This window comes from Streptomyces sp. NPDC127114, assembly GCF_042677525.1.
GTDB lineage: Bacteria > Actinomycetota > Actinomycetes > Streptomycetales > Streptomycetaceae > Streptomyces.
Map to the genome: position 1 here is coordinate 82,410 of NZ_JBHXTJ010000007.1, position 20,021 is coordinate 102,430.

A 20,021-nucleotide genomic window follows, 5' to 3' on the forward strand; every position below is an offset into this window, starting at 1 on the left:
GACCTGATGGCCGGCGAGCCGGCGGGCGGATGAACGGGAGATGTGGGCGATGAACGAGACGACGGTGACCCTGGTGGGCAACGTGGCGACGAACGTGGAGTACCGGGAGACGGTCGGGGGCGGGGTGGCGCGCTTCCGCTTCGCGGTGACCGCGCGCCGCTGGAACCGCGAACGGGCGGTGTGGACGGACGGTTCCACGAGCTTCTACACGGTGTCCGCCTGGCGCTCGTTGGGCGCGAACCTGGCGGCATCGGTCTCGGTGGGCGAACCGCTCGTGGTGCACGGCAGGTTGAAGGTGCGCGAGGAGGAGGTGGACGGGCGCCGGAAGACCTTCGTGGACATCGACGCGGTCGCGGTCGGCCACGACCTGACGAGGGGTACGGCGGCGTTCCGCCGCTCGGTGCGGCAGAATCCGGAAACTCCCGTACCGGAGCGGAGGGTTTCGGATCCGTCGGCGACCGGCCCCGGCGGCGCCGGCCTCGTGCCCGGCCGGGAGGCGGGAGCCGCGACCGCTTCTCCCTCGGATTCCGATCCCTGGGCGACACCTCCGCCGACTCCGGCGGAGCCGGCCGACTACCCTCTGGTAACCGCTTCTTGACCCATCGTTGTGGGGATTTGTCGATACCGTGACCAGCGGTTTCGCACTCAACTTCCGGCGTTGATAACGATTTCGAGTCGGAATGGTTATCAGGTCGTACGACTGGACACCGGGGTCTTCCCCGTCCCTAGGATTCCCGGGTACTCATGAGGCACTTGCTTCCAGTGGGTCAGCGAGTCTTGGGTCAAGTGAGTCTGCTGAGCGGGTGCTCCCCCCACGCGTATCGATCGATGACGCGGAGCAGCCCGCACGGAGGGGAAATCCATGTTTTCTGTACAGAGGCGCGGCGCTGCCCGCCTTGCCGCTGCGGCGCTGGCCTCCGGCCTCGTGGTGGCGGGTTCGATAGCCATCGCGGGACCGGCGGCGGCTGACGAGAGCGCGACGGGCACGGGTGGTGTCACGGCGACCCTCGGCGATCTGAAGATCTTCGACGACGTTGTCATCAAGGGCAAGAAGGACCGCACCGTCAGTGCCGGTCTGTTCGAGATGGCCGTCAAGCCCGGCGGGTCCATCCAGACCTACTGCATCGACCTCTACACCGGTGCGAAGACGGGCGAGGAGTACAAGGAGGTCGGCTGGGACCAGTCGTCCCTCCACAACAACAAGGACGCCGGCAAGATCCGCTGGATCCTGCAGAACTCCTACCCGCAGGTGAACGACCTCGACAGCCTGGCCAAGAAGGCCGGCGCCTCGAAGCTCTCCAAGGAGACCGCCGCCGCGGCCACCCAGGCCGCGATCTGGCACTTCTCCGACAAGGTCGACGCCGTGCCGGCCGATGCCGACGCGGCGAAGCTGACCGACTTCCTGGAGAAGTCCGCGGTGGAGCTCTCGGAGCCCTCGGCCTCGCTGAGCCTCTCTCCGTCCTCCGTCTCCGGCAAGGCGGGCGGGCGCCTCGGCCCGGTCACCGTCGAGACCAACGCCGCCACGGCGAAGGTCTCCCTCGCCCCCGGCGCTCCGGCCGGCGTGAAGATCGTCGACAAGGACGGCAAGGTCGTCACCGACGTCGCCAAGGGCTCCCAGGTCTACTTCGACGTCCCGGCCGGCACGCCCGACGGCAGCGCCGAGCTGACCGTCCAGGCGGACACCACGGTCCCGATCGGCCGCGCCTTCGTCGCCACCCGGACGACGAGCCAGACCCTGATCCTGGCCGGCACGAGCATCTCCACGGCCTCCGCCAAGGCCTCCGCGACCTGGGTGAAGCAGGGCGCCGCCCCGTCCGTCACCGCGGAGAAGAACTGCGCCAAGGGCGGCGTGGACATCACCCTCGGCAACAAGGGTGACGAGGCCTGGGAGCTCGAGCTCAAGGGCATGAAGTACACGATCCCCGCCGGCGAGTCCAAGACGGTCACCGTCCCGGTCGCCGAGGACGCGGCGTACAAGTTCACGATCACCGGCCCGAACGGGTTCGAGAAGGTCATCGAGGGCGTTCTCGACTGCAAGACGGCCACGCCCGGCCCGACGCCGTCCGAGACCCCGAGCGGCAACCCGTCGCCGTCGCAGACCCCGGCGACCGGTGGCACCACCTCCGGCTCCACCACCGGTGGCGGCGACCTCGCCGAGACCGGTAGCTCCAACGCCACCCCGATGATCGCCGGCATCGCCGTCGCGCTCCTCGCGGTCGGCGGCTGCGCGGTCTTCTTCCTCCGCAAGAAGAAGGCGGCCGGCCAGTAAGGCCGCCGGGCGGCCCTGAGGGCGGTCCGCACACGCAACGGCCCCGTCGCGCACCGCGCGGCGGGGCCGTCGCGTTGCGTGTGCCGGGCCGTTGCGCTGCCGTGTTCGCACGTTCTCGTCATTCCCCCAAGACGCCTGCGCCGTTTCGCGCCACGCACCGTGACGGGGGCGCCACAGCTCTGCCCGGCGAGCCCCAGGTCAGGCGCTCGCCGCAGTACTGGTTTCCGCCTTGGGGGGCCGGTCAGGCAAGATGGGGTCTATCTGCCCACTCACTCTTTGCCGGACGGTTTCTCTTGGCTGAGTACATCTACACCATGCGCAAGGCGCGCAAGGCGCACGGCGACAAGGTCATCCTCGATGACGTGACGCTGAGCTTCCTGCCCGGTGCGAAGATCGGTGTGGTCGGCCCGAACGGTGCCGGTAAGTCCACCGTGCTGAAGATCATGGCCGGTCTGGAGCAGCCCTCCAACGGTGACGCGTTCCTCACCCCCGGTTTCTCCGTCGGCATCCTCATGCAGGAGCCGAAGCTGGACGAGTCCAAGACCGTCCTGGAGAACGTCGAGGACGGCGTCGCCGAGATCAAGGGCAAGCTCGACCGGTTCAACGCCATCGCCGAGGAGATGGCGACGAACTACACCGACGCGCTCATGGAGGAGATGGGCAAGCTCCAGGACGACCTGGACCACGCCAACGCGTGGGACCTGGACGCCCAGCTGGAGCAGGCCATGGACGCCCTGGGCTGCCCGCCCGGCGACTGGCCGGTCAACAACCTCTCCGGTGGTGAGAAGCGCCGCGTCGCGCTCTGCAAGCTGCTGCTCGAGGCGCCCGACCTGCTGCTCCTCGACGAGCCCACCAACCACCTCGACGCCGAGTCGGTGAACTGGCTGGAGCAGCACCTCGCCCAGTACAAGGGCACCGTCGTCGCCATCACCCACGACCGGTACTTCCTCGACAACGTGGCCGAGTGGATCCTCGAGCTCGACCGCGGCCGCGCCCACCCGTACGAGGGCAACTACTCGACCTACCTCCAGAAGAAGGCCGAGCGCCTCAAGGTCGAGGGCAAGAAGGACGAGAAGCGCCAGAAGCGCCTCAAGGAAGAGCTCGAGTGGGTGCGGTCGAACGCCAAGGGGCGTCAGGCCAAGTCCAAGGCCCGCCTCGCCCGCTACGAGGAGATGGCCGCCGAGGCCGAGAAGATGCGGAAGCTGGACTTCGAGGAGATCCAGATCCCGCCGGGCCCGCGTCTGGGCTCCGTCGTCGTCGAGGTCAACAACCTCAACAAGGCCTTCGGCGACAAGGTCCTCATCGACGACCTCAGCTTCACGCTGCCGCGCAACGGCATCGTCGGCATCATCGGCCCGAACGGCGCCGGCAAGACCACGCTCTTCAAGATGATCCAGGGCATCGAGACCCCGGACTCCGGCGAGATCAAGATCGGTGAGACGGTCAAGATCTCGTACGTCGACCAGGGCCGCGCCAACATCGACCCGAAGAAGACCCTCTGGGCGGTCGTCTCGGACGAGCTGGACTACATCAACGTCGGCCAGGTCGAGATGCCGTCCCGTGCCTACGTGTCCGCGTTCGGCTTCAAGGGCCCGGACCAGCAGAAGCCGGCCGGCGTGCTCTCCGGCGGTGAGCGCAACCGCCTCAACCTGGCGCTCACCCTCAAGCAGGGCGGCAACCTGCTGCTCCTCGACGAGCCGACCAACGACCTCGACGTCGAGACCCTGTCCTCGCTCGAGAACGCGCTCCTCGACTTCCCCGGCTGCGCCGTGGTCGTCTCCCACGACCGCTGGTTCCTCGACCGGGTCGCCACGCACATCCTGGCGTACGAGGGCGACTCCAAGTGGTTCTGGTTCGAGGGCAACTTCGAGTCGTACGAGAAGAACAAGATCGAGCGGCTCGGCCCGGACGCCACCCGTCCGCACCGCGCCACCTACAAGAAGCTGACCCGAGGCTGATCACTTCATGGCTCGGCACCTCTACTCCTGCCCCCTGCGCTGGTCGGACATGGACGCCTTCGGCCACGTCAACAACGTGGTCTTCCTCCGCTACCTGGAGGAGGCGCGGATCGACTTCATGTTCCGGCTGGCGCCGGGCGACGGGAGCCCGTCGTTCTCCGGCGGGTCCGTCGTGGCCCGCCACGAGATCGACTACCTGCGGCCGCTGGTCCACCGGCACGAGCCGGTGACCATCGAGTCGTGGGTCACGAAGATAGGCGCGGCCTCGCTGACGATCGCGTACGAGATCAAGGACCCCGACGTCACGTACGTACGGGCGTCGACGGTCGTCGTGCCGTTCAACCTGGAGGAGCAGCGCCCGCGGCGGATCTCCGACGAGGAGCGGTCGTTCCTCAAGGAGTACATGGACGACGGGATGACGTCCGCAGCATGACCGCCACCGCGCCGCTGCACTTCGACGACGCCCGGGAGGCGGCGGGACTCGCCGCCTTCCTGCGCCGTCTGCTGCACTACGACCGCGCAGCCGCCGTCCGCCTTCAGGCCGGCGGCGGCGCGGTCGCCGTGTTCGGCAGGGCTCCGTCCTTCGAGGTGCTCGCCATCCGCACGGCCCGGCTGGTCGACGCGGTCGATCTCGACGTGACCGTCTCCGCCGGTGAACTCCTCGAAGGCATCGAGGAGTCCGCGGGCAAGGCGGTCGTGCCCGACGCCGTCACCGGCCCGCCGTGGGCCGGGGTCCTGCCGCCCCGCGGCGGCTGGGAGCCGGTCGCCGGGCTGCCGCCCGTCGCCGAGATGCGGGGCGCGGTCGCCGCCGCGGTGGCCGAGTTCCGCGGCCGCGACGAGGCCCTGCCCGAGGAACGGCGCACCCGCGCCGAGCGCGACCGCATCGGCCGCGAGATCTGGTCCCGGACGCTGGCGGGCACCGGACTGCCGCTGCGTGCCGTGCACGCGGCCCAGTCCCTCGGCTTCCTGCCCCCGCTCCCCGACGAGGAGCTTCCGGTGGCGCTCTTCGCCTCCGGCCCGTGGCTCCGGCTCCGCACCCCGTACGGCTCGATCGCCCTGCGGACCGTTCCGATGTCACTGAACGTGTCACCGGGCGCCGCCCGGTGACCCAGGAGCCGTCCACTCCGGCACCGACCACCCGGACACCCGACATCCCGGCACCGGCCACTCCGGCACCCACCACCCGGACACCGGACCCCACGGCACCGGTGTCCCCGGCGCCCGCAGCCCTGGCGCCCGCGGCCCCAGCCCCGGCGCCCGCGGCTCCGGCACCGGCCACCCGGACACCCGGCACCCCGGCACCCCCGGCCCCGGCCCCGGCGCCCCCGTCCCTGCCGGCGTCCGTCTCCTCGTCGACGCCGGGCTCGCCGGGGACGAGCTGAACGGGCTCTTCCGCGCCTCCTGGCCCGGGCACCGGGACGCCGACTTCGGGCCGGTCCTCGCCCGTCGGCTGCTGCACGTCACCGCGCGCCGGGACGGGCGGCTCGTCGGCTACGTGAACGTGGCCGGCGACGGCGGCGTGCACGCCTTCCTGCTCGACACGACCGTCCACCCCGACGAGCGCCGCAAGGGGCTCGGCGTGGCGCTCGTACGGGCCGCCGCCGAGGCCGCGCGCGAGCGCGGGGCGCACTGGCTGCACGTCGACTTCGAGCCGCACCTCACCGGCTTCCACGAGCGGTGCGGGTTCCGGCCCACCGCCGCCGGACTCATGGCGCTCGGCGGCTAAACCGGCCCTCGCGGTGCTCCGCCGCGATCGCGAGCACCGAGACCGCCGCGCAGAGCCCGAGCAGCACCGACGGCAGGACCAGTGAGCCGTGGGCGGTGTTCCGGCTCGCCAGGACCGGGTCCATGCGGCGGGCCGGGTCGTAGGCGATCCGTACCGGCTTGCCCGGGTCGCCGATCTTCTCCTCGGCCGAGAATTGCGACGGGTAGCCGCCTTCGCAGTCCAGCGGGTGGTGGAACAGCCGCTTCGGCAGCGGCGCGCCCTCGCCGAAGGTGGGGTGCAGGGTCACCGTGACCTTGCCGGCCACGACGCAGTCGGCGACCGCGCCCCGGACCCGCGAGTCGCGTGCCTCCACCCACACCGCTCCCAGGCCCGCCACGAGCAGGCACACCGCGAGCACGCTCGCGCCGCGGCCCTCGCGGAACAGGGCGTCGAGCGCGAACAGGGCCGCCGCGGTCAGGACGAGGCCCGCGAGGACGGCCGCGAACGTGGGGATCCGTACGGGACTGCGCATGCTCCAGCCCGCCCACAGGTGCAGCAGGACGCCGGCGGCGGCGGGCACGAGCAGGGCGCCGGCGTACGACAGGGCCTTCCTCATCGGACTTCCCCGAAGCCTCATCATTCACCCCCCGAGGGGGACGGCCCCCGGGGTGAGGGACGGCCCCGCCGCATACCCGGTTCCTCCGGACGCAAGACGTGCGCCCTCAGCTCTCCGCGTCGTCCGGCCACACCCCGATGTGGTCCTGCTCCAGCTCCAGGGCCACCCGGTGGCGCATGCCGAGCGCCTCGGTGTAGTCGGCGGGCAGCTGGAGCCGGCCGGCCCGGTCGAGCATCGCGTACTCCCGGGCCACCAGGGACTCCCGGCCCGCCTCGTCGACCTCGGTGCGGCGCAGCACCTCGGAGGAGGTGCGGCCGTCGCGGATGGCGACCGTACGGCGGACCTCGGAGGCCACCGCCTGGTCGTGGGTGACGATCACGATCGTGGTGCCCAGCTCCTCGTTGGCCCGGCGGAACGCGGCGAAGACCTGTTCGCCGGTGGCCGAGTCCAGCTCGCCGGTCGGCTCGTCCGCGAGCAGCACCGACGGGTTGTTGGCGAGCGCGACGGCGATGGCCACGCGCTGCTGCTGGCCGCCGGAGAGCTGGTGCGGGCGGCGGTCGGCGAAGTCGGCGATGCCGAGCATCGCGAGCAGCTCCTCGGCACGCCGCGCCTTCTGCTTCGCGCCCTTCCGCCCGTCCTTCAACTGCATGGGCAGGGCGACGTTCTGCGCGGCCGTCAGATAGGGCAGGAGGTTGCGCGCGGTCTGCTGCCACACGAAGCCGACGACCTCGCGGCGGTAGCGCAGCCGGGCCTTGCCGTCCATCGTCAGCAGGTCGCAGCCCGCGACCTTGGCCGCGCCCGCGGTCGGCACGTCGAGCCCGGCCAGGATGTTCATCAGGGTCGACTTGCCCGACCCCGACGCGCCGACCAGGGCCATCAACTCGCCCTCGGTGACGAGGAGATCGAGGCCCTGCAGGGCCTGGACCTCCACCCCGTCCGTGGTGAAGATCCGCACCAGCCGGTCGCAGGCGATCAGCGCGTCATGGCCGTACGAGGGCCGGTCCCGGCGCTCCGCCGCCCGCCGCTCCAGCTCCTCCAGCGTCGTCGTGCCGGGGGTCTGCGAGGTCGTCGTCATCGTGCGTCTCCTGCCCTGAGTTCCTTGACCGGGCCCCTGCGGGCCACCCACCAGGCCTGCACACCGGCCACCGCGCCGGTGAGGACCACCACGCCGGCCGCCGGGACGCCCAGCGACCAGACGTCCGCGCGCAGCGCGGTGCCCAGCGCCATGGCCTCGTCCGGCGCGGCGGCCAGCGCCAGCCGGATCAGGTCGACGCCGGGCGAGAGCAGGGCGATCGTCGCCCAGCCGACGAGCGCGCCGCCGCCCGCCGCGAGCAGCGCCTGCGGCAGGGCCTCCAGGGCGAGCAGCCGCCGGCCCTGCCGGCGGGTGACGCCCATGGTGCGCAGCCGGGCGAGCAGCGTGGTGCGCTCGGGCGCGCTCTGCAGCAGCGACAGCAGTACGGCGAGGACGGCGAAGCCCGCGCCGGCGCCGATGGCGGCCCGGTAGATGCGTTCGGCTCCGGTCTGCATCGGCGAGTCGACGTAGCCGGCGCGCGTCTCCTCGCGCAGCACGACCCGCACGCCGCGGGCCTTCGCGGTGACCGCGGCCCGCAGGGCGCGGCCGTCGAGCACGCCGTCCGGCCCGCCCGTGACGAGCAGCGAGGTGGCGGCCCGGTTGGTGAGGTCGTCGCCGTTGACGACGAGGAAGTCCTTGTCGGGCAGGGCCGGGGTCGCGGCGCGGACGGCGACCACCTTGACGTGGAACCGGCCGGCGGCCGCGTTGATCTCCATGGGCCGGTCGCCGAGGCGTTCGGCGACCCGCGGCGAGGCGATCGCGGGGATCACCCGGGAGGTGTTCCCGACGTGGCCGGGCCCGCCCGTGCCGGTGGACTTCAGAAGGCCGGCGGGGAAGGCGCCGAAGCCGGTCCTGGCGGCCAGCCGGGCGTACGAGGCGGGCTCGACGCCGATCAGCGGGGCGCCCATGCCCTGGTCGGCGGTGCCCCGGCGGGAGGGCAGTTCGAGCCCGAACTCGACCTGCACGGGCGACACCTCGCGGACGCCGGCGACGCCGCGTACCGTCTCGGCGACCCCGGGCGGCAGCGCCGTCGAGGCCAGGTCGCCGACCACCCGGGCGTCCGCGCCGGTCTCGCGGTAGGCCGCCCGGTCGCGGACGTCGGAGACCCCGGTGAGCACCGAGCCGCCGAAGGCGGCCGTGGTCAGCGCGAGCAGCAGGGCGAGCAGCGGCAGGGCACCGGACGCCGCGGAGCGGCCGGCCCGGGCCAGCGACAGGAAGCCGACGGCGCCGCGCAGCCGGCGGGCGGGCCGCGCCGCCCAGCGCAGCGGCAGCGGATAGAGCCGTACGAGCACGAACGCGGCGATCAGTCCGACGAGCACCGGCGCGGCGCTGACCAGGTGGTCGCCGGAGTCGCCGGTACCGCGGCGGCGCAGCGCCGTGACGGCGCCCACGGCGAGGACGAGGAAGGTGAGTTCGGCGATCGTGCGGCGCGCGGAGGGCCGGGCGGTGACCAGGTCCTCGCGGGCGCCGTGCAGCCGGGGCCGCCGGTGCAGGAACACCGCGCGCAGCGGCAGCACCAGGGAGGCGACGACGGCGACGGCCGCCGCGCCCAGGCAGGCGGGCAGGAGCCGGGCTCCGCCGCCGCCGGTGAGGGGCAGGGCGAGCAGCAGGCCGAGGGCGGCGGCGGGGACGGCGACCGCGGCGGTCTCGCCGAGCAGCCGGAGCCCGATGCCGGTCAGGGACGCGCCGCGGGAGCGCAGCAGCGCGAGCTCGGGATGCCGCCGGGTGGTGAAGAGGCCGCCGGTCATGGCGAGTACGACGGCCGCGACCGCGCCGATGCCGAACGTGGCGACGGCGACGACCGAGGCGATGGCGGTCCGGGTGCCGGTGTATCCGGCGAGGATCCCGTCGAGGTCGGTGGTGAAGGCCCCGCCGTCGCCGAGGATGTCGCGCAGCTTCACCAGGGCGGGCCCGTCGCCGGCGGAGCCGAGGGCGGCGGTGAGCCGTTCGGTGTCCTGGGCGGTGAGGTGGCGGACGTCGGGGGCGAACCGCCAGTACTTCTCGGGTTCGCCGAGGGTGGCGACCGTGCCGGGCGCGCTCTCGGGCGCGAGGAGCAGCGTGCCCACCCAGTAGTGGCGGGGCTCGGCCTCCGGGGTGGCCGCGAGGAACGGCGTGTGCAGGGCCGGGTCGGTCGACCAGTAGCGGCCGTCGGGCTCGCGCGGCTCGACGACGCCGGTGACGGTGATCGGCTTCGGCGCGCCGTCGACTCCGGGGACGTGGACGACGGAGCCGGGCTTCAGCCGGAGGGCGGCGGCGGTCTTCGCGGTGACGGCCGCCTCCATGCCGCCGTCCGCGGCGGCGCGCGGTGCGCGGCCTGCGACGAGTCCGGAGTGCTCGGCCAGGCCGGAGGGCGAGTCGAGGAGGAACTCCGGCGCGACGCCGTCCGGCCGCGCCAGCCACGGCTCGGGCGCCGGCATCCGCTTGGTGGTGCGCACCCCGTACGCCGAGTCGGCGAGGTCGGCGCGCAGCGGCGCGGGCAGCGCCGGGAGCAGTTCGTCGCGGGTGGCGCGGAGCTTCTCCGGCGCGAACTCGGCCTGCCGCGCCTCCGGTGCGAGACTGCTCGGCACGGTGGTGGTGAGCGTCAGCGCGCTGTGGCGGGGCTCCGCCGTGTCGACGGCGTGCCACAGGCCCGCGGTCTCGTACGTGTCGACGGCGCGCGGCAGGGCCGCCGCGAGGAAGGCCGTCACCAGTACGAGCAGACCGTGGGCCAGGGCCGCGCCCGGGGCGGTCCGCAGCCGGGTGCGGACCCAGGGGGCCACGGTGCGGGCGGGCTTGCGGGGCATGGCGTCGGCCTTTCCGCGAGCGGAGGTGGACGGCGGCTTCGGGGCGGTCGGGGTCACTGGTCCCCCTGGGTGCGCAGGGTGACGGCCGGGTCGGTGCGGCGCAGCGCGATCACGGCGACGATGGCCAGCGGCAGCGCGGCCACTCCGGCGAGCAGCAGTCCCACGTGGGCGAGCGGCAGTTCGACCAGGACGGCGGGCACCGGGCGCTCGGCCTGGCCGGTGAGCACGACCAGTGGGACGACCGCCCGGGTGAGGACGGTGCCGAGCGCCACGCCGACGAGCAGCCCGATGCCGACGAGCAGGCCCTGTTCCGCGGCGAGCAGCCGGGCGAGCCGGCGGCGCGGCGCGCCGAGCGCCCGCAGCACTCCGAACTCCCGGGACCGTTCCCGCAGCGAACCGGCCGAGGAGACCGCGAAGCCGACCGCGGCGAGCGCCGCCGCTGCCGCCGCGACGGCCATCAGCGCCGAGTTGGGGCCCGCGCCGAGCGGGTCGCCGAGCAGCTCGGCCGCGGCCTCGTCCCGTACGAGCACCAGCGACGGGTCGGCGTCGGTGCCGGACCGGAGGGTCCTCGCGACCTCGGCGGCCCTGCCCGGCGCGGTGGTGAGCCACCACTCGGTGGGCGCCAGGACCGAGGCGGGCATTCCCGACAGGGCCCGGTTGGCCGTGTGCAGGTCGACCAGGAGCGCCCCGCCGTCCTCGGGCGCGACGTCGGGCGCGCCCGCGCTGACGGCGCGGGCGCCGGGGCCGGTGGTCGGCAGCTCGCGGACGACCTCGGCGATCGTCACCTTCAGGTGGTGGCCGCCGAAGCCGACGTCGACGGTGTCGCCCTTCTTCGCCCGGGCCGCGGAGAGGAACGCGTCGGTGGCGAGCGCCGGCACCGTCCGCGGCCGGTCGCCGTGCGGGGCGGACAGCGTCAGCGTGTAGCCGTCCGTGCCCGGGCCGGCCTCGTCCGCGCCGACGACGAAGGACATGGTGAGCAGGGCGCCGGCGGCCGGCCCGCCGCGTACGGCGAAGGCGGTGGCCTCGCCGTTGTCGCGTTCCGCGGTGTAGTCGCCGGCCCAGGCGGCGAGCGGGCCGCGGGCGTCGACCGGACGGCGGGCGCCGCCGGCGCCGGTCGAGCCGATGCCCTCGACGGCGAGCGCGTGGGCGCCGCCGCCGTCCGCCGCCTGGCCGGCGGCCTCGATACCGGTCAGTACGAAGCCGGTGCCACCGGCCGGTTCGGGCAGGGCGGCCTGGAGCCGGTGGGTGCGGCCGTCGGACGGGAGGCCGCCGAGCAGCAGGCGGTACGGCACGCCGTAGCCGTCCTCCAGGACGACGGTGACCTGGGAGGGCGTGGCCCCGCGCGGCGCGCTGCCGCGCAGGTCGAGCGACAGGCCCCGGGCGCCCTCGGGCAGGGCGACGCCCGGGCGCGGTGCCGGCTTCGGCTGTACGGCGGCGAGGCGCTCGGCGGGCGAGCCGTCCGCGAGGTCGGGGCGGAAGAGCATGCCGTCGGCGGCCCGCCGGGTGTCCATGGCGAGCACGGTGGCGTCGCGGCCGCCGAAGTCGGCGCTGCCGCGGTGCACGGGCGCCACGGCGCTGACGCCCGCCACGGCCGCGAGCCGTTCGGTCCGGCCGGGTTCGCCGGGACCCGCGCCCAGCACCCGCACGCTCGCCCCGGTGCGGAAGTCGGCCTGGTCGCGCTGCGAGCGGTCCCAGGAGTCGCGCTGGCCGATCGCCAGCATGCCCATGGCGACGGACAGCACGAGGAGCAGCACCGGGCCCGCGCCGCGCAGCGGCCGGCGGCTGAAATGCCAGCCCGCGAGGGCCGCCGGCAGGCCCCGGCCGCCGGCCGCGCGCCGCTCGGCGAGCCGCGCCGCGGGCGGCAGCAGACGCAGCGTCAGGACCGTGCCGGCGAGCAGGGCGAGCGCCGGGGCGGCCACCAGGAGCGGGTCGACGCCGAGGCCGCCGGAGCGGTCCCCGGCGAGCGCGCCGCCGCCGTCGCCGGTCTGCCGGTCGAGCTGCCAGTAGGCGACGCCCGCGACGAGCAGCAGACCGATGTCGGCGCCGGCCCGGACCGGCGCGGGCAGCGCGGCCCCGCGCCCCTTGCGCAGCGACACGGCGGCGCCGTCGCCGGCCGCGAGCGCCGGGGCGACGACCGCGGCGGCGCAGCACAGCGCGACCGCGCCGGCCACCAGCCAGACCAGCGGCGGGGGAGTGAGGCCGAGGCCGCCGTCGAGCGCGTCGAGCGTGGACCGGTCGGCGATCAGCCGGGTCAGAGGGCCCGCGAGCAGCGGCGCGGCGACGGCGGCGGGCAGCGCGAGCAGCAGCGCCTCGGCGGTGGCGAGCCCGGCGATCCGGCGGCGCGAGGCGCCGCGGGCGCGCAGCAGGTCGGTCTCGCCGGAGCGTTCGGTGCTGAGCAGCCGGGCGACGAGCAGCAGCGCGTACGCGGCCAGCAGCACGAGCTGCACGGCCACGATGGACAGCGTGGAGCGGGAGACCAGCAGGGCACGGTCGGTGCGGTCCAGGACGGTCGGCAGGGAGGTGGCGGCGTTGACGGTGGTGCCGAAGCCCGCGGTGTCGGCGAGCAGCGCCTTGGGTCCCTCGGTCGCCGCGGAGCGCAGGGCCGCCATCCGGTCGGTGGTGAGGCCGGTGTAGTCGGCGACGCCGAGCCAGGAGGTGTCGCCGGTGGTGAGCCGGCCGGAGCCGAGGACGGCGGGGTCGGCGAGCAGCGGTCCGTACGTGGTGAAGACGAGGGTCTTCACGCCGCGGCCGCCGGCCGGGTCGAGCTGCCAGTAGAGGTCGGCGGTGTCGACGGGCCGGTAGACGCCGGTGATCCGGGTGGTCACGGTCGTGCCGGTGAGCCGGTCGGTGAGTTCCAGGACGGTGCCGGGGGCCACCTTCAGACGGCGGGCGGCCTCCTCCGGCACGGCGCTCTCGACGGCTTCGCGCGGCCCGCCGGCCTTCGGCCAGGCGCCGCGGACCAGCGTGATCCGGGAGCGGTCGAGCGCGGCGAACTGGGTGAGGTCGGGCTCGCCCGCGCGGGCCGCGGGCGGCTGGAGCGAGCGGGGCAGCGCGTACGGGCCGGAGGTCTCCCGTTTGCGCACGGTCACCGGCAGTCCGGCGAAGGTCCGGTCGGCGCCCGCGCGGGCGGCGGCGTCGGCGCTCGCCCGCCGGTCGGCGGGTATCCGGCCGGAGACGACGAGCGTGGCGGCGGGCGCGGAGCGGCCCTTGAGGGTGCTCTGGAGGGCGGCGTCGCCGATGGAGCCGGAGAATCCGGCCAGCGTGGCGAGGACCGAGGTGGTGAGGAGGACGGCGAGGAGGGCCGCGGAGAGGAGGAGACGGTGCGCCCTGACCCGTAGGAGTACGAAACCCGTCACCCGATTCCCCCCTGGAAGCACCGCGATGCACCACGATCGTTCACTATCGAACGTTCATCGGATGCTTTCAGAGGGCATCGGAGCCGGTAACCGCTTTCGGTCGCACCTTGATGCGATCGTGACCGTTATTCGGCGCCCGGTCACCGGAATGTGTTCGTCCGCGAGCGGGCGGTCAGTCCGCGGTGTTGACCATGGAGGCGGCGGCGTAGGTGAGGTAGTGCCACAGCTGCTGCTCCAGCTCCGGCGCGAGCCCCAGCTCGTCCACCGCGTCCCGCATGTGCCGCAGCCACGCGTCGTGCGCCGCCCGGTCCACCGTGAACGGAGCGTGCCGCATCCGCAGCCGCGGATGGCCGCGGTGGTCGCTGTACGTGCGGGGGCCGCCCCAGTACTGCATGAGGAACAGCGCGAGCCGCTCCTCGGCCGGACCCAGGTCCTCCTCCGGGTACATCGGCCGCAGCAGCGGGTCCTCGGCGACTCCCTCGTAGAAGCGCCGGACCAGGCGGCGGAAGGTCTCCTCGCCACCCACCTGCTCGTAGAAGGTCTGCTCCTGAAGCGTGCCGCGCGGAATATCGTTCACCGTTCCATCGTCTCAGATGCCCCGGCGGAGGACCGGAGGTCTAGGACTCTCCCGGCCTCCGGCCGGATGCGACCGGTGGCCGGAACCACACGTCGCGCAGGACAGTGGAGCCATGCGCGACGTGTTCGCCGAGGAGGGCGCGCGGGCCCGGCGGGCGATGGTGCGCGAGATCCAGGCCTACGGCGCCCTGCGCGACCCCGCCTGGCGGGAGGCCTTCGCCCGGGTCCCGCGCCACCTCTTCGTGCCCTCCTACTACGTCCCCGGGCCGGGCGGCTACGAACGCCTCTGGTCCGGCGACCCCGACCCCGCGCGCCGCACCCGCTGGCTGCGCGGGGCCTACCGGGACGGCACCCTCGCCACCCGGGTCAGGGACGGCGAGCTGCTCTCCTCCGCCAGCCAGCCCTCCCTCATGGCGCGGATGCTGGAGGCCCTCGACGTCCGCGACGGCCACGACGTCCTGGAGATCGGCGCGGGCACCGGCTACCACGCGGCCCTGCTCTGCCACCGCCTCGGCGACGACCACGTCACCACCGTCGACCTGGACGAGGAGATCACCGAGTCCGCCCGGACCCATCTCGCCGCCGCCGGGTACCGGCCGGCCGTGATCACCCGGGACGGCGCCCGCGGCTGCCCCGAGCACGCTCCGTACGACCGGATCGTGGCGACGTGCGCGATGCCCTCGGTCCCGTACGCCTGGCTCGCGCAGTGCCGGGCCGGCGCCAGGATCCTCACGCCGCTCTCCACCGGTCTCGTCCTGCTGGCGGTCCACGGCCCGGACCACGCCGAGGGCCGTTTCCTGGCCACCCCCGCGTACTTCGTCGCGCTGCGCGGCGCCGCCGCCCGCCCCTCGCGGCGGCGCACCGGCGGGCTGCCACGGCGGGTGTACGACGACGAACGCTTCGAGTTCCTGGCCGGTCTCGCCGGTGACGCCCTCGGAACGCGCGAAGCGCTCTCGCTCTGGCAGCGCGAACGGCGGCCGGAGCGGGAGCGCTTCGGTGTGACGGTGAGCGGCGGACGGCAGTGGGCCTGGCTGGACGACCCGGAAGGGCCCTACGCCTGGCCCCTGCCGGACCTCTGAAAGCTCAGCCGCGGCGGACGGTGATCGTCGTCCAGGCGCCGACGTGCACCCGGTCGCCGTCCTGGAGCTGCACCGGCACGTACGGCTGGATCGGGTCGGGCGAGCCGTTGATCGTGGTGCCGTTGGTGGAGTTCTGGTCCACCACCGCCCACGAGCCGTCCGGCTGCGCCACGAGCACCGCGTGCTGGTGCGAGACGCCCGGGTCCTCCGGCGGCACCGACAGGTCGATGTCGGGCGACTCGCCGGTGGAGTGCCGGCGGCGGCCGATGCTGACCTGGTTGCCCTGGAGCGGGACGTGCTGCTCCGGGGAGTACGCGGGCAGGTTGAGGCCCGAGGCCTCCGGACCGCTGCGGTGCATCATCGCCATGAAGTACTCGCGGTCGGGGCCGATCACCGCGGTCCAGCCGGCCTGCGGGTGCTGCGGCTGTGCGAACTGCGGCGGCGGACCCTGGGGAGCCGGAGCCGGAGCCGGAGCCTGGGCGGGCGCGGGGGCCGGCGGCGGAACCGGGGCCGGGCCCTGGCCCGGATACTGACCGGTGCCCGGCACCGGCGGCGGACCCTGCGGCGCGGGCGCGGGCGCGGGCGGTGCGGGGTGCTGCGGCTGCGAGGGCGGCGGCAGCATCCAGTCGTCGTCCGCGCGCGGCTGCGGCGGGGCCGGCTGCGGCGGCGCGGCCGGGAAGGCCTGCGGGGCCGGCGGAGCCTGGGGCGGCTGCCCGGCCTGGGGCGGCTGCGGTGCCTGCGGCGGCTCCGGCATCGGCGGGCGCTGCGGCGGTGCCTGGTGGTGGGTCGGGTCGGCGCCCAGCGGCTCGGCGGGACGGTTCACCTGGGACGGACGCGAGCCCTGGTAGTCGAACGCGTCCGGGTGCTGCGGCTGCGCGGGCCGCGGCGGCGACTGGAAACCGGGCGGCAGGTTGAGACCCGGCGGCGGGCCCTGCGGCGCGGCCGGCGGGCGTGGCGCGTGCGACGGGGCGATCGGGGTGTACGAGGTCGCCGTGTTCGTGAGGAAGTTCCAGCGGCACTCCTCGCAGAACGGCGCCATGTGCTCGCGCGGGGTGCGGCACTGCGGGCACAGCTCGGCGTGGGCGGTGGCGTTCGGGTCGCCGCCCGGTCCGAAGCCGCCGGGCGCGGCAGGAGGCGGCACCGGGGCACCCGGCGCACCAGGACCGGCCGGGCCGGCCGGTCCGCCCGGGCCTCCGGGGCCGGGGTAGCCGTACGCGGGCGGCGGCGGGGGAGGCGGCGGTACGGCACCCGTCGGCGCGCCCGCCCCGGCCGCCATGCGGTGGCCGCAGACCTCGCACCAGTCGTCGGAGACCGACTGGTGTCCGTTCGGGCAGGTCGGCATGTCGGTGCTTCCCCCTCTCGTCGTCCTCGCCCTGACGGGCCTACTTCTTCACGCGAACGGTCTTGGTGGAGCGCGTCTCGAGAGTCATCTCGTCCGCTTCCGCGACCTTCGCCTTCAAACGCACAGTACCCGTCGCGGCGTCGACCACGTCCACCACCTTCGAAAGGAGTTTCGCGGTATCGGCGTTGCCGGAGGCCGCCGCGAGCTGCACGGCTCGCCCGAGCTTGGCCGTCGCGCCGTCGTAATCACCCGATTTGCGTGCGTCGAGTCCCTCCTGGATGGCGTCCGCGAGCTCGGCCTGTCCCGTGTAGTGCGCGACCTGCGGATTGATGGAGGTGGACATCACCATGTCGTCGGTCCACACCGCCCGTACCAGTCCCTGGGACAGCGTGGTCGGGGCGCCGCCGGCCGGGTCCGGGACGATCAGCGAGACCCGGGCGGCCAGCATCTCCTGGCCGATCGCCGCCTGCGGGACCCGTACGGACACGTGGTAGTCGCGGGACTCGTCGCCCCACGAGCCGGTCGGGTAGTCGCCGGCGCGCGGGCCCGCCTCGGTGCGCCGGCCCGTCAGGTCCTCGACCGTCGGCGCGACCTGCTTCACGAAGCCGATCTCCACGCCGACCGGGGTCCACAGGCGCAGGGCGACGTCCGCGACCTCCTTGCCCATGGCGTGCCCCATCATCGCCGTGAAGTCGGCGGTGAGCCCGGCCGGGTCTGCGACGATGTCGGCCGTGCCGAGCAGCGCCCGCGCGATGCCCTTGACCTCCTCGACCTCCCAGTCGGTGCCGACGCCGCGGGCGTCACAGGTGAACCGGCCCGCGCAGGCGTCCAGGGCCGCCCGCAGCTCGGCCGGCGACTCGTGCTCGTTGCGGCCGTCGGTGAGCAGGATGCCGTGCCGGATGGCCGCGTCGGCGGAGGAGAGCAGCCGCTCGGCCAGCCGCAGCCAGGTGCCGATGGCCGTGCCGCCGCCCGCGCTCAGCCCGCGCAGCGCGTCCTTCGCCTCGGCGCGGGTGCGGGCGTCGGCCACGGCGAGCCGACCGTTCCCCGGATAGACCTCCTTCGCCACGTGCGTACCGGCGACGACGGCGAAGGAGGTGCCGTCCCGCAGGGTGTCGATCGCGGCGGCGGTCGCCTCGCGGGCGCCGCGCATCTTGGTCGCCGGGTAGTCCATCGAGCCCGAGCAGTCGAGCATCAGGACGACGGCGGCGGAGCCGGCGGCCGGCCGGAACGAGCCGGCGGTGCCGCCACCGGTGGCGGTGACGGTGACGATCGCGTTGACGTCCCGCCCGCCCTCCGGCAGGAACTCGTTCTGGTACACGTCCACCGAGAACTGCGGCCCGGTCGGCTTGGAGAAGTTCGCCATGGGTGATTCGGCTCCTCGGCTCACGCGAAGAAATGAGGAAGAAAGAGGAAGAGAGAAGAAGGGATGAGGGAACGGACGGTCAGGCCAGTCAGGCCAGTCAGGCCAGTCAGGCCAGTCAGGCCGGTGAGGCAGGTCAGGCCGGTCCGGCCGGTCCCGATCCCGCTCCCGCGGACGGAAGGGCGAACGGCAGCAGCGCGACCGTGATGTTGTCGTGGCCTCCGCCGTCGAGGGCGTGGCCGACCAGTACCTGCGCGGCGTGCAGCGGGCGTTCGGCCGCGTCCGGCGGAAGGACCCGGGCCATGTCGTCCGCGGCCTCCGCGTAGTTCCACAGGCCGTCCGTGCAGACCACGACCACGCCCGGCCGGTCCGGCTTGAACGCGGCGGTGTGCGGCTCCAGTTCGTAGCTGTCCGCGCCGAGCCACCCGGTGATCGCGTGGGCGCGCTCGTCCGCGTAGGCCTGCGCCTCGCTCATCAGACCCGCCGCGACCATCTGCGCGGCCCACGAGTCGTCCTCGGTGAGCCGGGCGGGCGGTGTGGCGCGGTCGTCCGGCACCCAGTACGCCCGGCTGTCGCCGACCCAGCCGACGACGAGCAGCCCGTCGGCGACGATGGAGCCGACGATGGTGCAGGCCGGCGCGTTCTGGTGCTCCCGCTCGCCTTCCGGGCGCTCGGCCAGTGCGGTGACCGCCTCGGCGGCGGCCACGATCGCCTCCTGCATGGCCTGCTGCGGGTGGGTGCCACGGGGCAGTGCCGTGACGAGCGCGGAGCGCGCCGCGGACGCGGCGGCGGCGGACGCCTCGTCGGGGCGGGTCGCGGAGGAGACGCCGTCGCAGACGACGGCGAGCGCGGCGGGCGAGCCGTCGGGCAGTGCGGCGGACGCGACGGCGAAGGAGTCCTCGTTGCGGTGGTGGCGCAGCCCGCGGTCGCTGACGGCCGCGACCGCCGGCAGCTCCTCCTCCATGTGGTCGCGGTCCCGCGGCTGGGCGTGCCCGCAGTGCTCGCAGTAGCCGTCGTCGTCGACCCGTCCGGTCCGGCAGGCCACGCACACCTTCCGCCCGTCGCCGGCCGCCGGCGCGGGTGACGGCGCCACGGCCTCGGCGCGCAGCGCCGCCCGGGGATCGGGCGCGGGCAGCGTGAAGTCGCCGTCGTCGGAAGGCGGTACGGCCTCGGCGCCGGGCACGGCGCCGGACTCCGTGCCGTGCCCGGCAGCGGACTCGGGCGAGGACGCGGGGACCTCGTGCCCCGCCGCGGCACCCTGCCTCGCTGCGGCCTCAGGCCCCGCCCCGGCTCCGTGCTCCGCGGCGGCCTCAGGCCCCGCCCCGGCTCCGTGCTCCGCGGCGGCCTCAGGCCCCGCCCCGGCTCCGTGCACCGCGGCGGCAGGCGCCTGGCTCACCGGCTCCTGTCCGACCGGCACTTGGCCGGCAGGCGCCTGGCCGACCGGTGCCTGGCCGACCGGCACTTGGCCGGCAGGCGCCTGGCCGGTCGGAGCCTCGGCGGCCGGCACCTGGCCGGCCGTGGCCCCGGCGGCCGCAGCCCCGGCGGCCGTAGCCTCGGCGGCAGGCGCCTGGCCGGCCGTGGCCCCGGCGGCCGTAGCCTCGGCCGCCGGGGCCTGCGGCACCTCGTCCGTGCGGACCGGGATCGTCGGCAGGTCGCGGCCGCCCGAGTCGGTGCCCGGCAGGTCGCCGGGGTGCTGGGTGGCCGTCGTCAGCGACTGCGGGTCCCGGGGCGGCGGCTCCGGCCACTCCACGGGCAGCGCGATCGGCACCGTCGGCCGGTCCGGCACCTCGGCGGCCGACAGGTCGAAGCCGCACGCGCCGCAGAACCGGTCACCCGACTCGAGCGGCTCCGCGCAGCCGGGGCAGTTCCCGAGCGGGTGCGGCGGCTTGGGCTTCAACGACATAC

At 74.7% G+C, this 20,021-nt stretch carries 15 protein-coding genes; 7 read left to right on the forward strand and 8 right to left on the reverse strand.

Annotated features, from left to right (window positions below):
- Window positions 1–49 precede the first annotated feature (49 nt).
- The 6 genes from ACFVGS_RS09785 (at window position 50) to ACFVGS_RS09810 (ending at window position 5,953) form a co-directional block, all read left to right on the forward strand.
- A complete protein-coding gene (locus ACFVGS_RS09785) occupies window positions 50–598 on the forward strand; it encodes a single-stranded DNA-binding protein (RefSeq protein ID WP_385692060.1) in 549 nt (182 codons plus the stop codon).
- A 264-nt stretch (window positions 599–862) separates the two neighbouring features.
- The gene (locus ACFVGS_RS09790; protein WP_384415453.1) at window positions 863–2,269 is read left to right on the forward strand and encodes a Cys-Gln thioester bond-forming surface protein; all 1,407 of its coding nucleotides are present in this window, start codon (window positions 863–865) and stop codon (window positions 2,267–2,269) included.
- Window positions 2,270–2,562: 293 nt separating this feature from the next.
- Complete coding sequence (gene ettA, locus ACFVGS_RS09795) at window positions 2,563–4,227, forward strand: energy-dependent translational throttle protein EttA (RefSeq protein WP_384415455.1); 1,665 nt, start codon at window positions 2,563–2,565, stop codon at window positions 4,225–4,227.
- Window positions 4,228–4,234: 7 nt separating this feature from the next.
- Complete coding sequence (locus ACFVGS_RS09800; protein WP_384415459.1) at window positions 4,235–4,660, forward strand: acyl-CoA thioesterase; 426 nt, start codon at window positions 4,235–4,237, stop codon at window positions 4,658–4,660.
- A complete protein-coding gene (locus ACFVGS_RS09805) occupies window positions 4,657–5,334 on the forward strand; it encodes a hypothetical protein (RefSeq protein ID WP_384415462.1) in 678 nt (225 codons plus the stop codon). Before ACFVGS_RS09800 ends, ACFVGS_RS09805 begins: the two co-directional genes overlap by 4 nt.
- A 346-nt stretch (window positions 5,335–5,680) precedes the next feature.
- Complete coding sequence (locus ACFVGS_RS09810; protein WP_385692187.1) at window positions 5,681–5,953, forward strand: GNAT family N-acetyltransferase; 273 nt, start codon at window positions 5,681–5,683, stop codon at window positions 5,951–5,953.
- Here ACFVGS_RS09810 and ACFVGS_RS09815 read toward each other — a convergent pair.
- From ACFVGS_RS09815 to ACFVGS_RS09835, 5 genes are all read right to left on the reverse strand, one after another.
- Window positions 5,934–6,548 (reverse strand): hypothetical protein, encoded by a 615-nt coding sequence (locus tag ACFVGS_RS09815; protein WP_385692064.1) that lies wholly within the window; start codon window positions 6,546–6,548, stop codon window positions 5,934–5,936. The genes ACFVGS_RS09810 and ACFVGS_RS09815 overlap by 20 nt on opposite strands.
- Window positions 6,549–6,654: 106 nt before the next feature.
- A complete protein-coding gene (locus tag ACFVGS_RS09820) occupies window positions 6,655–7,623 on the reverse strand; it encodes an ABC transporter ATP-binding protein (protein WP_385692067.1) in 969 nt (322 codons plus the stop codon).
- Complete coding sequence (locus ACFVGS_RS09825) at window positions 7,620–10,403, reverse strand: FtsX-like permease family protein (RefSeq protein WP_385692070.1); 2,784 nt, start codon at window positions 10,401–10,403, stop codon at window positions 7,620–7,622. Before ACFVGS_RS09825 ends, ACFVGS_RS09820 begins: the two co-directional genes overlap by 4 nt.
- 53 nt (window positions 10,404–10,456) lie before the next feature.
- Window positions 10,457–13,759: an FtsX-like permease family protein gene (locus ACFVGS_RS09830; protein ID WP_385692073.1), complete on the reverse strand. Its 3,303-nt coding sequence runs from the start codon at window positions 13,757–13,759 to the stop codon at window positions 10,457–10,459.
- A 172-nt stretch (window positions 13,760–13,931) separates the two neighbouring features.
- A complete protein-coding gene (locus ACFVGS_RS09835; RefSeq protein WP_384415478.1) occupies window positions 13,932–14,336 on the reverse strand; it encodes a globin in 405 nt (134 codons plus the stop codon).
- 112 nt (window positions 14,337–14,448) lie between these two features.
- Between ACFVGS_RS09835 and ACFVGS_RS09840 the strand changes: the two genes are divergently transcribed.
- Complete coding sequence (locus ACFVGS_RS09840; RefSeq protein ID WP_385692076.1) at window positions 14,449–15,414, forward strand: methyltransferase domain-containing protein; 966 nt, start codon at window positions 14,449–14,451, stop codon at window positions 15,412–15,414.
- Window positions 15,415–15,418: 4 nt separating this feature from the next.
- Here ACFVGS_RS09840 and ACFVGS_RS09845 read toward each other — a convergent pair whose 3' ends face one another.
- The 3 genes from ACFVGS_RS09845 to ACFVGS_RS09855 all read right to left on the reverse strand — a co-directional run bounded on the left by ACFVGS_RS09845 (window position 15,419) and on the right by ACFVGS_RS09855 (window position 20,019).
- Window positions 15,419–16,756: an FHA domain-containing protein gene (locus tag ACFVGS_RS09845; RefSeq protein WP_385692079.1), complete on the reverse strand. Its 1,338-nt coding sequence runs from the start codon at window positions 16,754–16,756 to the stop codon at window positions 15,419–15,421.
- Between the two features lie 40 nt (window positions 16,757–16,796).
- Window positions 16,797–18,119 carry a VWA domain-containing protein gene (locus ACFVGS_RS09850; RefSeq protein WP_385692082.1) on the reverse strand — a complete coding sequence of 441 codons (1,323 nt, stop codon included), beginning with the start codon at window positions 18,117–18,119 and terminating at the stop codon, window positions 16,797–16,799.
- Between the two features lie 133 nt (window positions 18,120–18,252).
- A complete protein-coding gene (locus ACFVGS_RS09855) occupies window positions 18,253–20,019 on the reverse strand; it encodes a PP2C family protein-serine/threonine phosphatase (protein WP_385692189.1) in 1,767 nt (588 codons plus the stop codon).
- Window positions 20,020–20,021: the final 2 nt, after the last annotated feature.

Excerpts from the sequence above, each read along its gene's own strand:
- ACFVGS_RS09785 (WP_385692060.1), top strand. The coding sequence starts at position 50 with ATGAACGAGACGACGGTGACCCTGGTGGGCAACGTGGCGACGAACGTG.
- ACFVGS_RS09790 (WP_384415453.1), top strand. The coding sequence starts at position 863 with ATGTTTTCTGTACAGAGGCGCGGCGCTGCCCGCCTTGCCGCTGCGGCG.
- ACFVGS_RS09800 (WP_384415459.1), top strand. The coding sequence starts at position 4,235 with ATGGCTCGGCACCTCTACTCCTGCCCCCTGCGCTGGTCGGACATGGAC.
- ACFVGS_RS09805 (WP_384415462.1), top strand. The coding sequence starts at position 4,657 with ATGACCGCCACCGCGCCGCTGCACTTCGACGACGCCCGGGAGGCGGCG.
- ACFVGS_RS09815 (WP_385692064.1), bottom strand. The coding sequence starts at position 6,548 with ATGAGGAAGGCCCTGTCGTACGCCGGCGCCCTGCTCGTGCCCGCCGCC.
- ACFVGS_RS09820 (WP_385692067.1), bottom strand. The coding sequence starts at position 7,623 with ATGACGACGACCTCGCAGACCCCCGGCACGACGACGCTGGAGGAGCTG.
- ACFVGS_RS09825 (WP_385692070.1), bottom strand. The coding sequence starts at position 10,403 with ATGCCCCGCAAGCCCGCCCGCACCGTGGCCCCCTGGGTCCGCACCCGG.
- ACFVGS_RS09840 (WP_385692076.1), top strand. The coding sequence starts at position 14,449 with ATGCGCGACGTGTTCGCCGAGGAGGGCGCGCGGGCCCGGCGGGCGATG.
- ACFVGS_RS09845 (WP_385692079.1), bottom strand. The coding sequence starts at position 16,756 with ATGCCGACCTGCCCGAACGGACACCAGTCGGTCTCCGACGACTGGTGC.
- ACFVGS_RS09850 (WP_385692082.1), bottom strand. The coding sequence starts at position 18,119 with ATGGCGAACTTCTCCAAGCCGACCGGGCCGCAGTTCTCGGTGGACGTG.
- ACFVGS_RS09855 (WP_385692189.1), bottom strand. The coding sequence starts at position 20,019 with ATGTCGTTGAAGCCCAAGCCGCCGCACCCGCTCGGGAACTGCCCCGGC.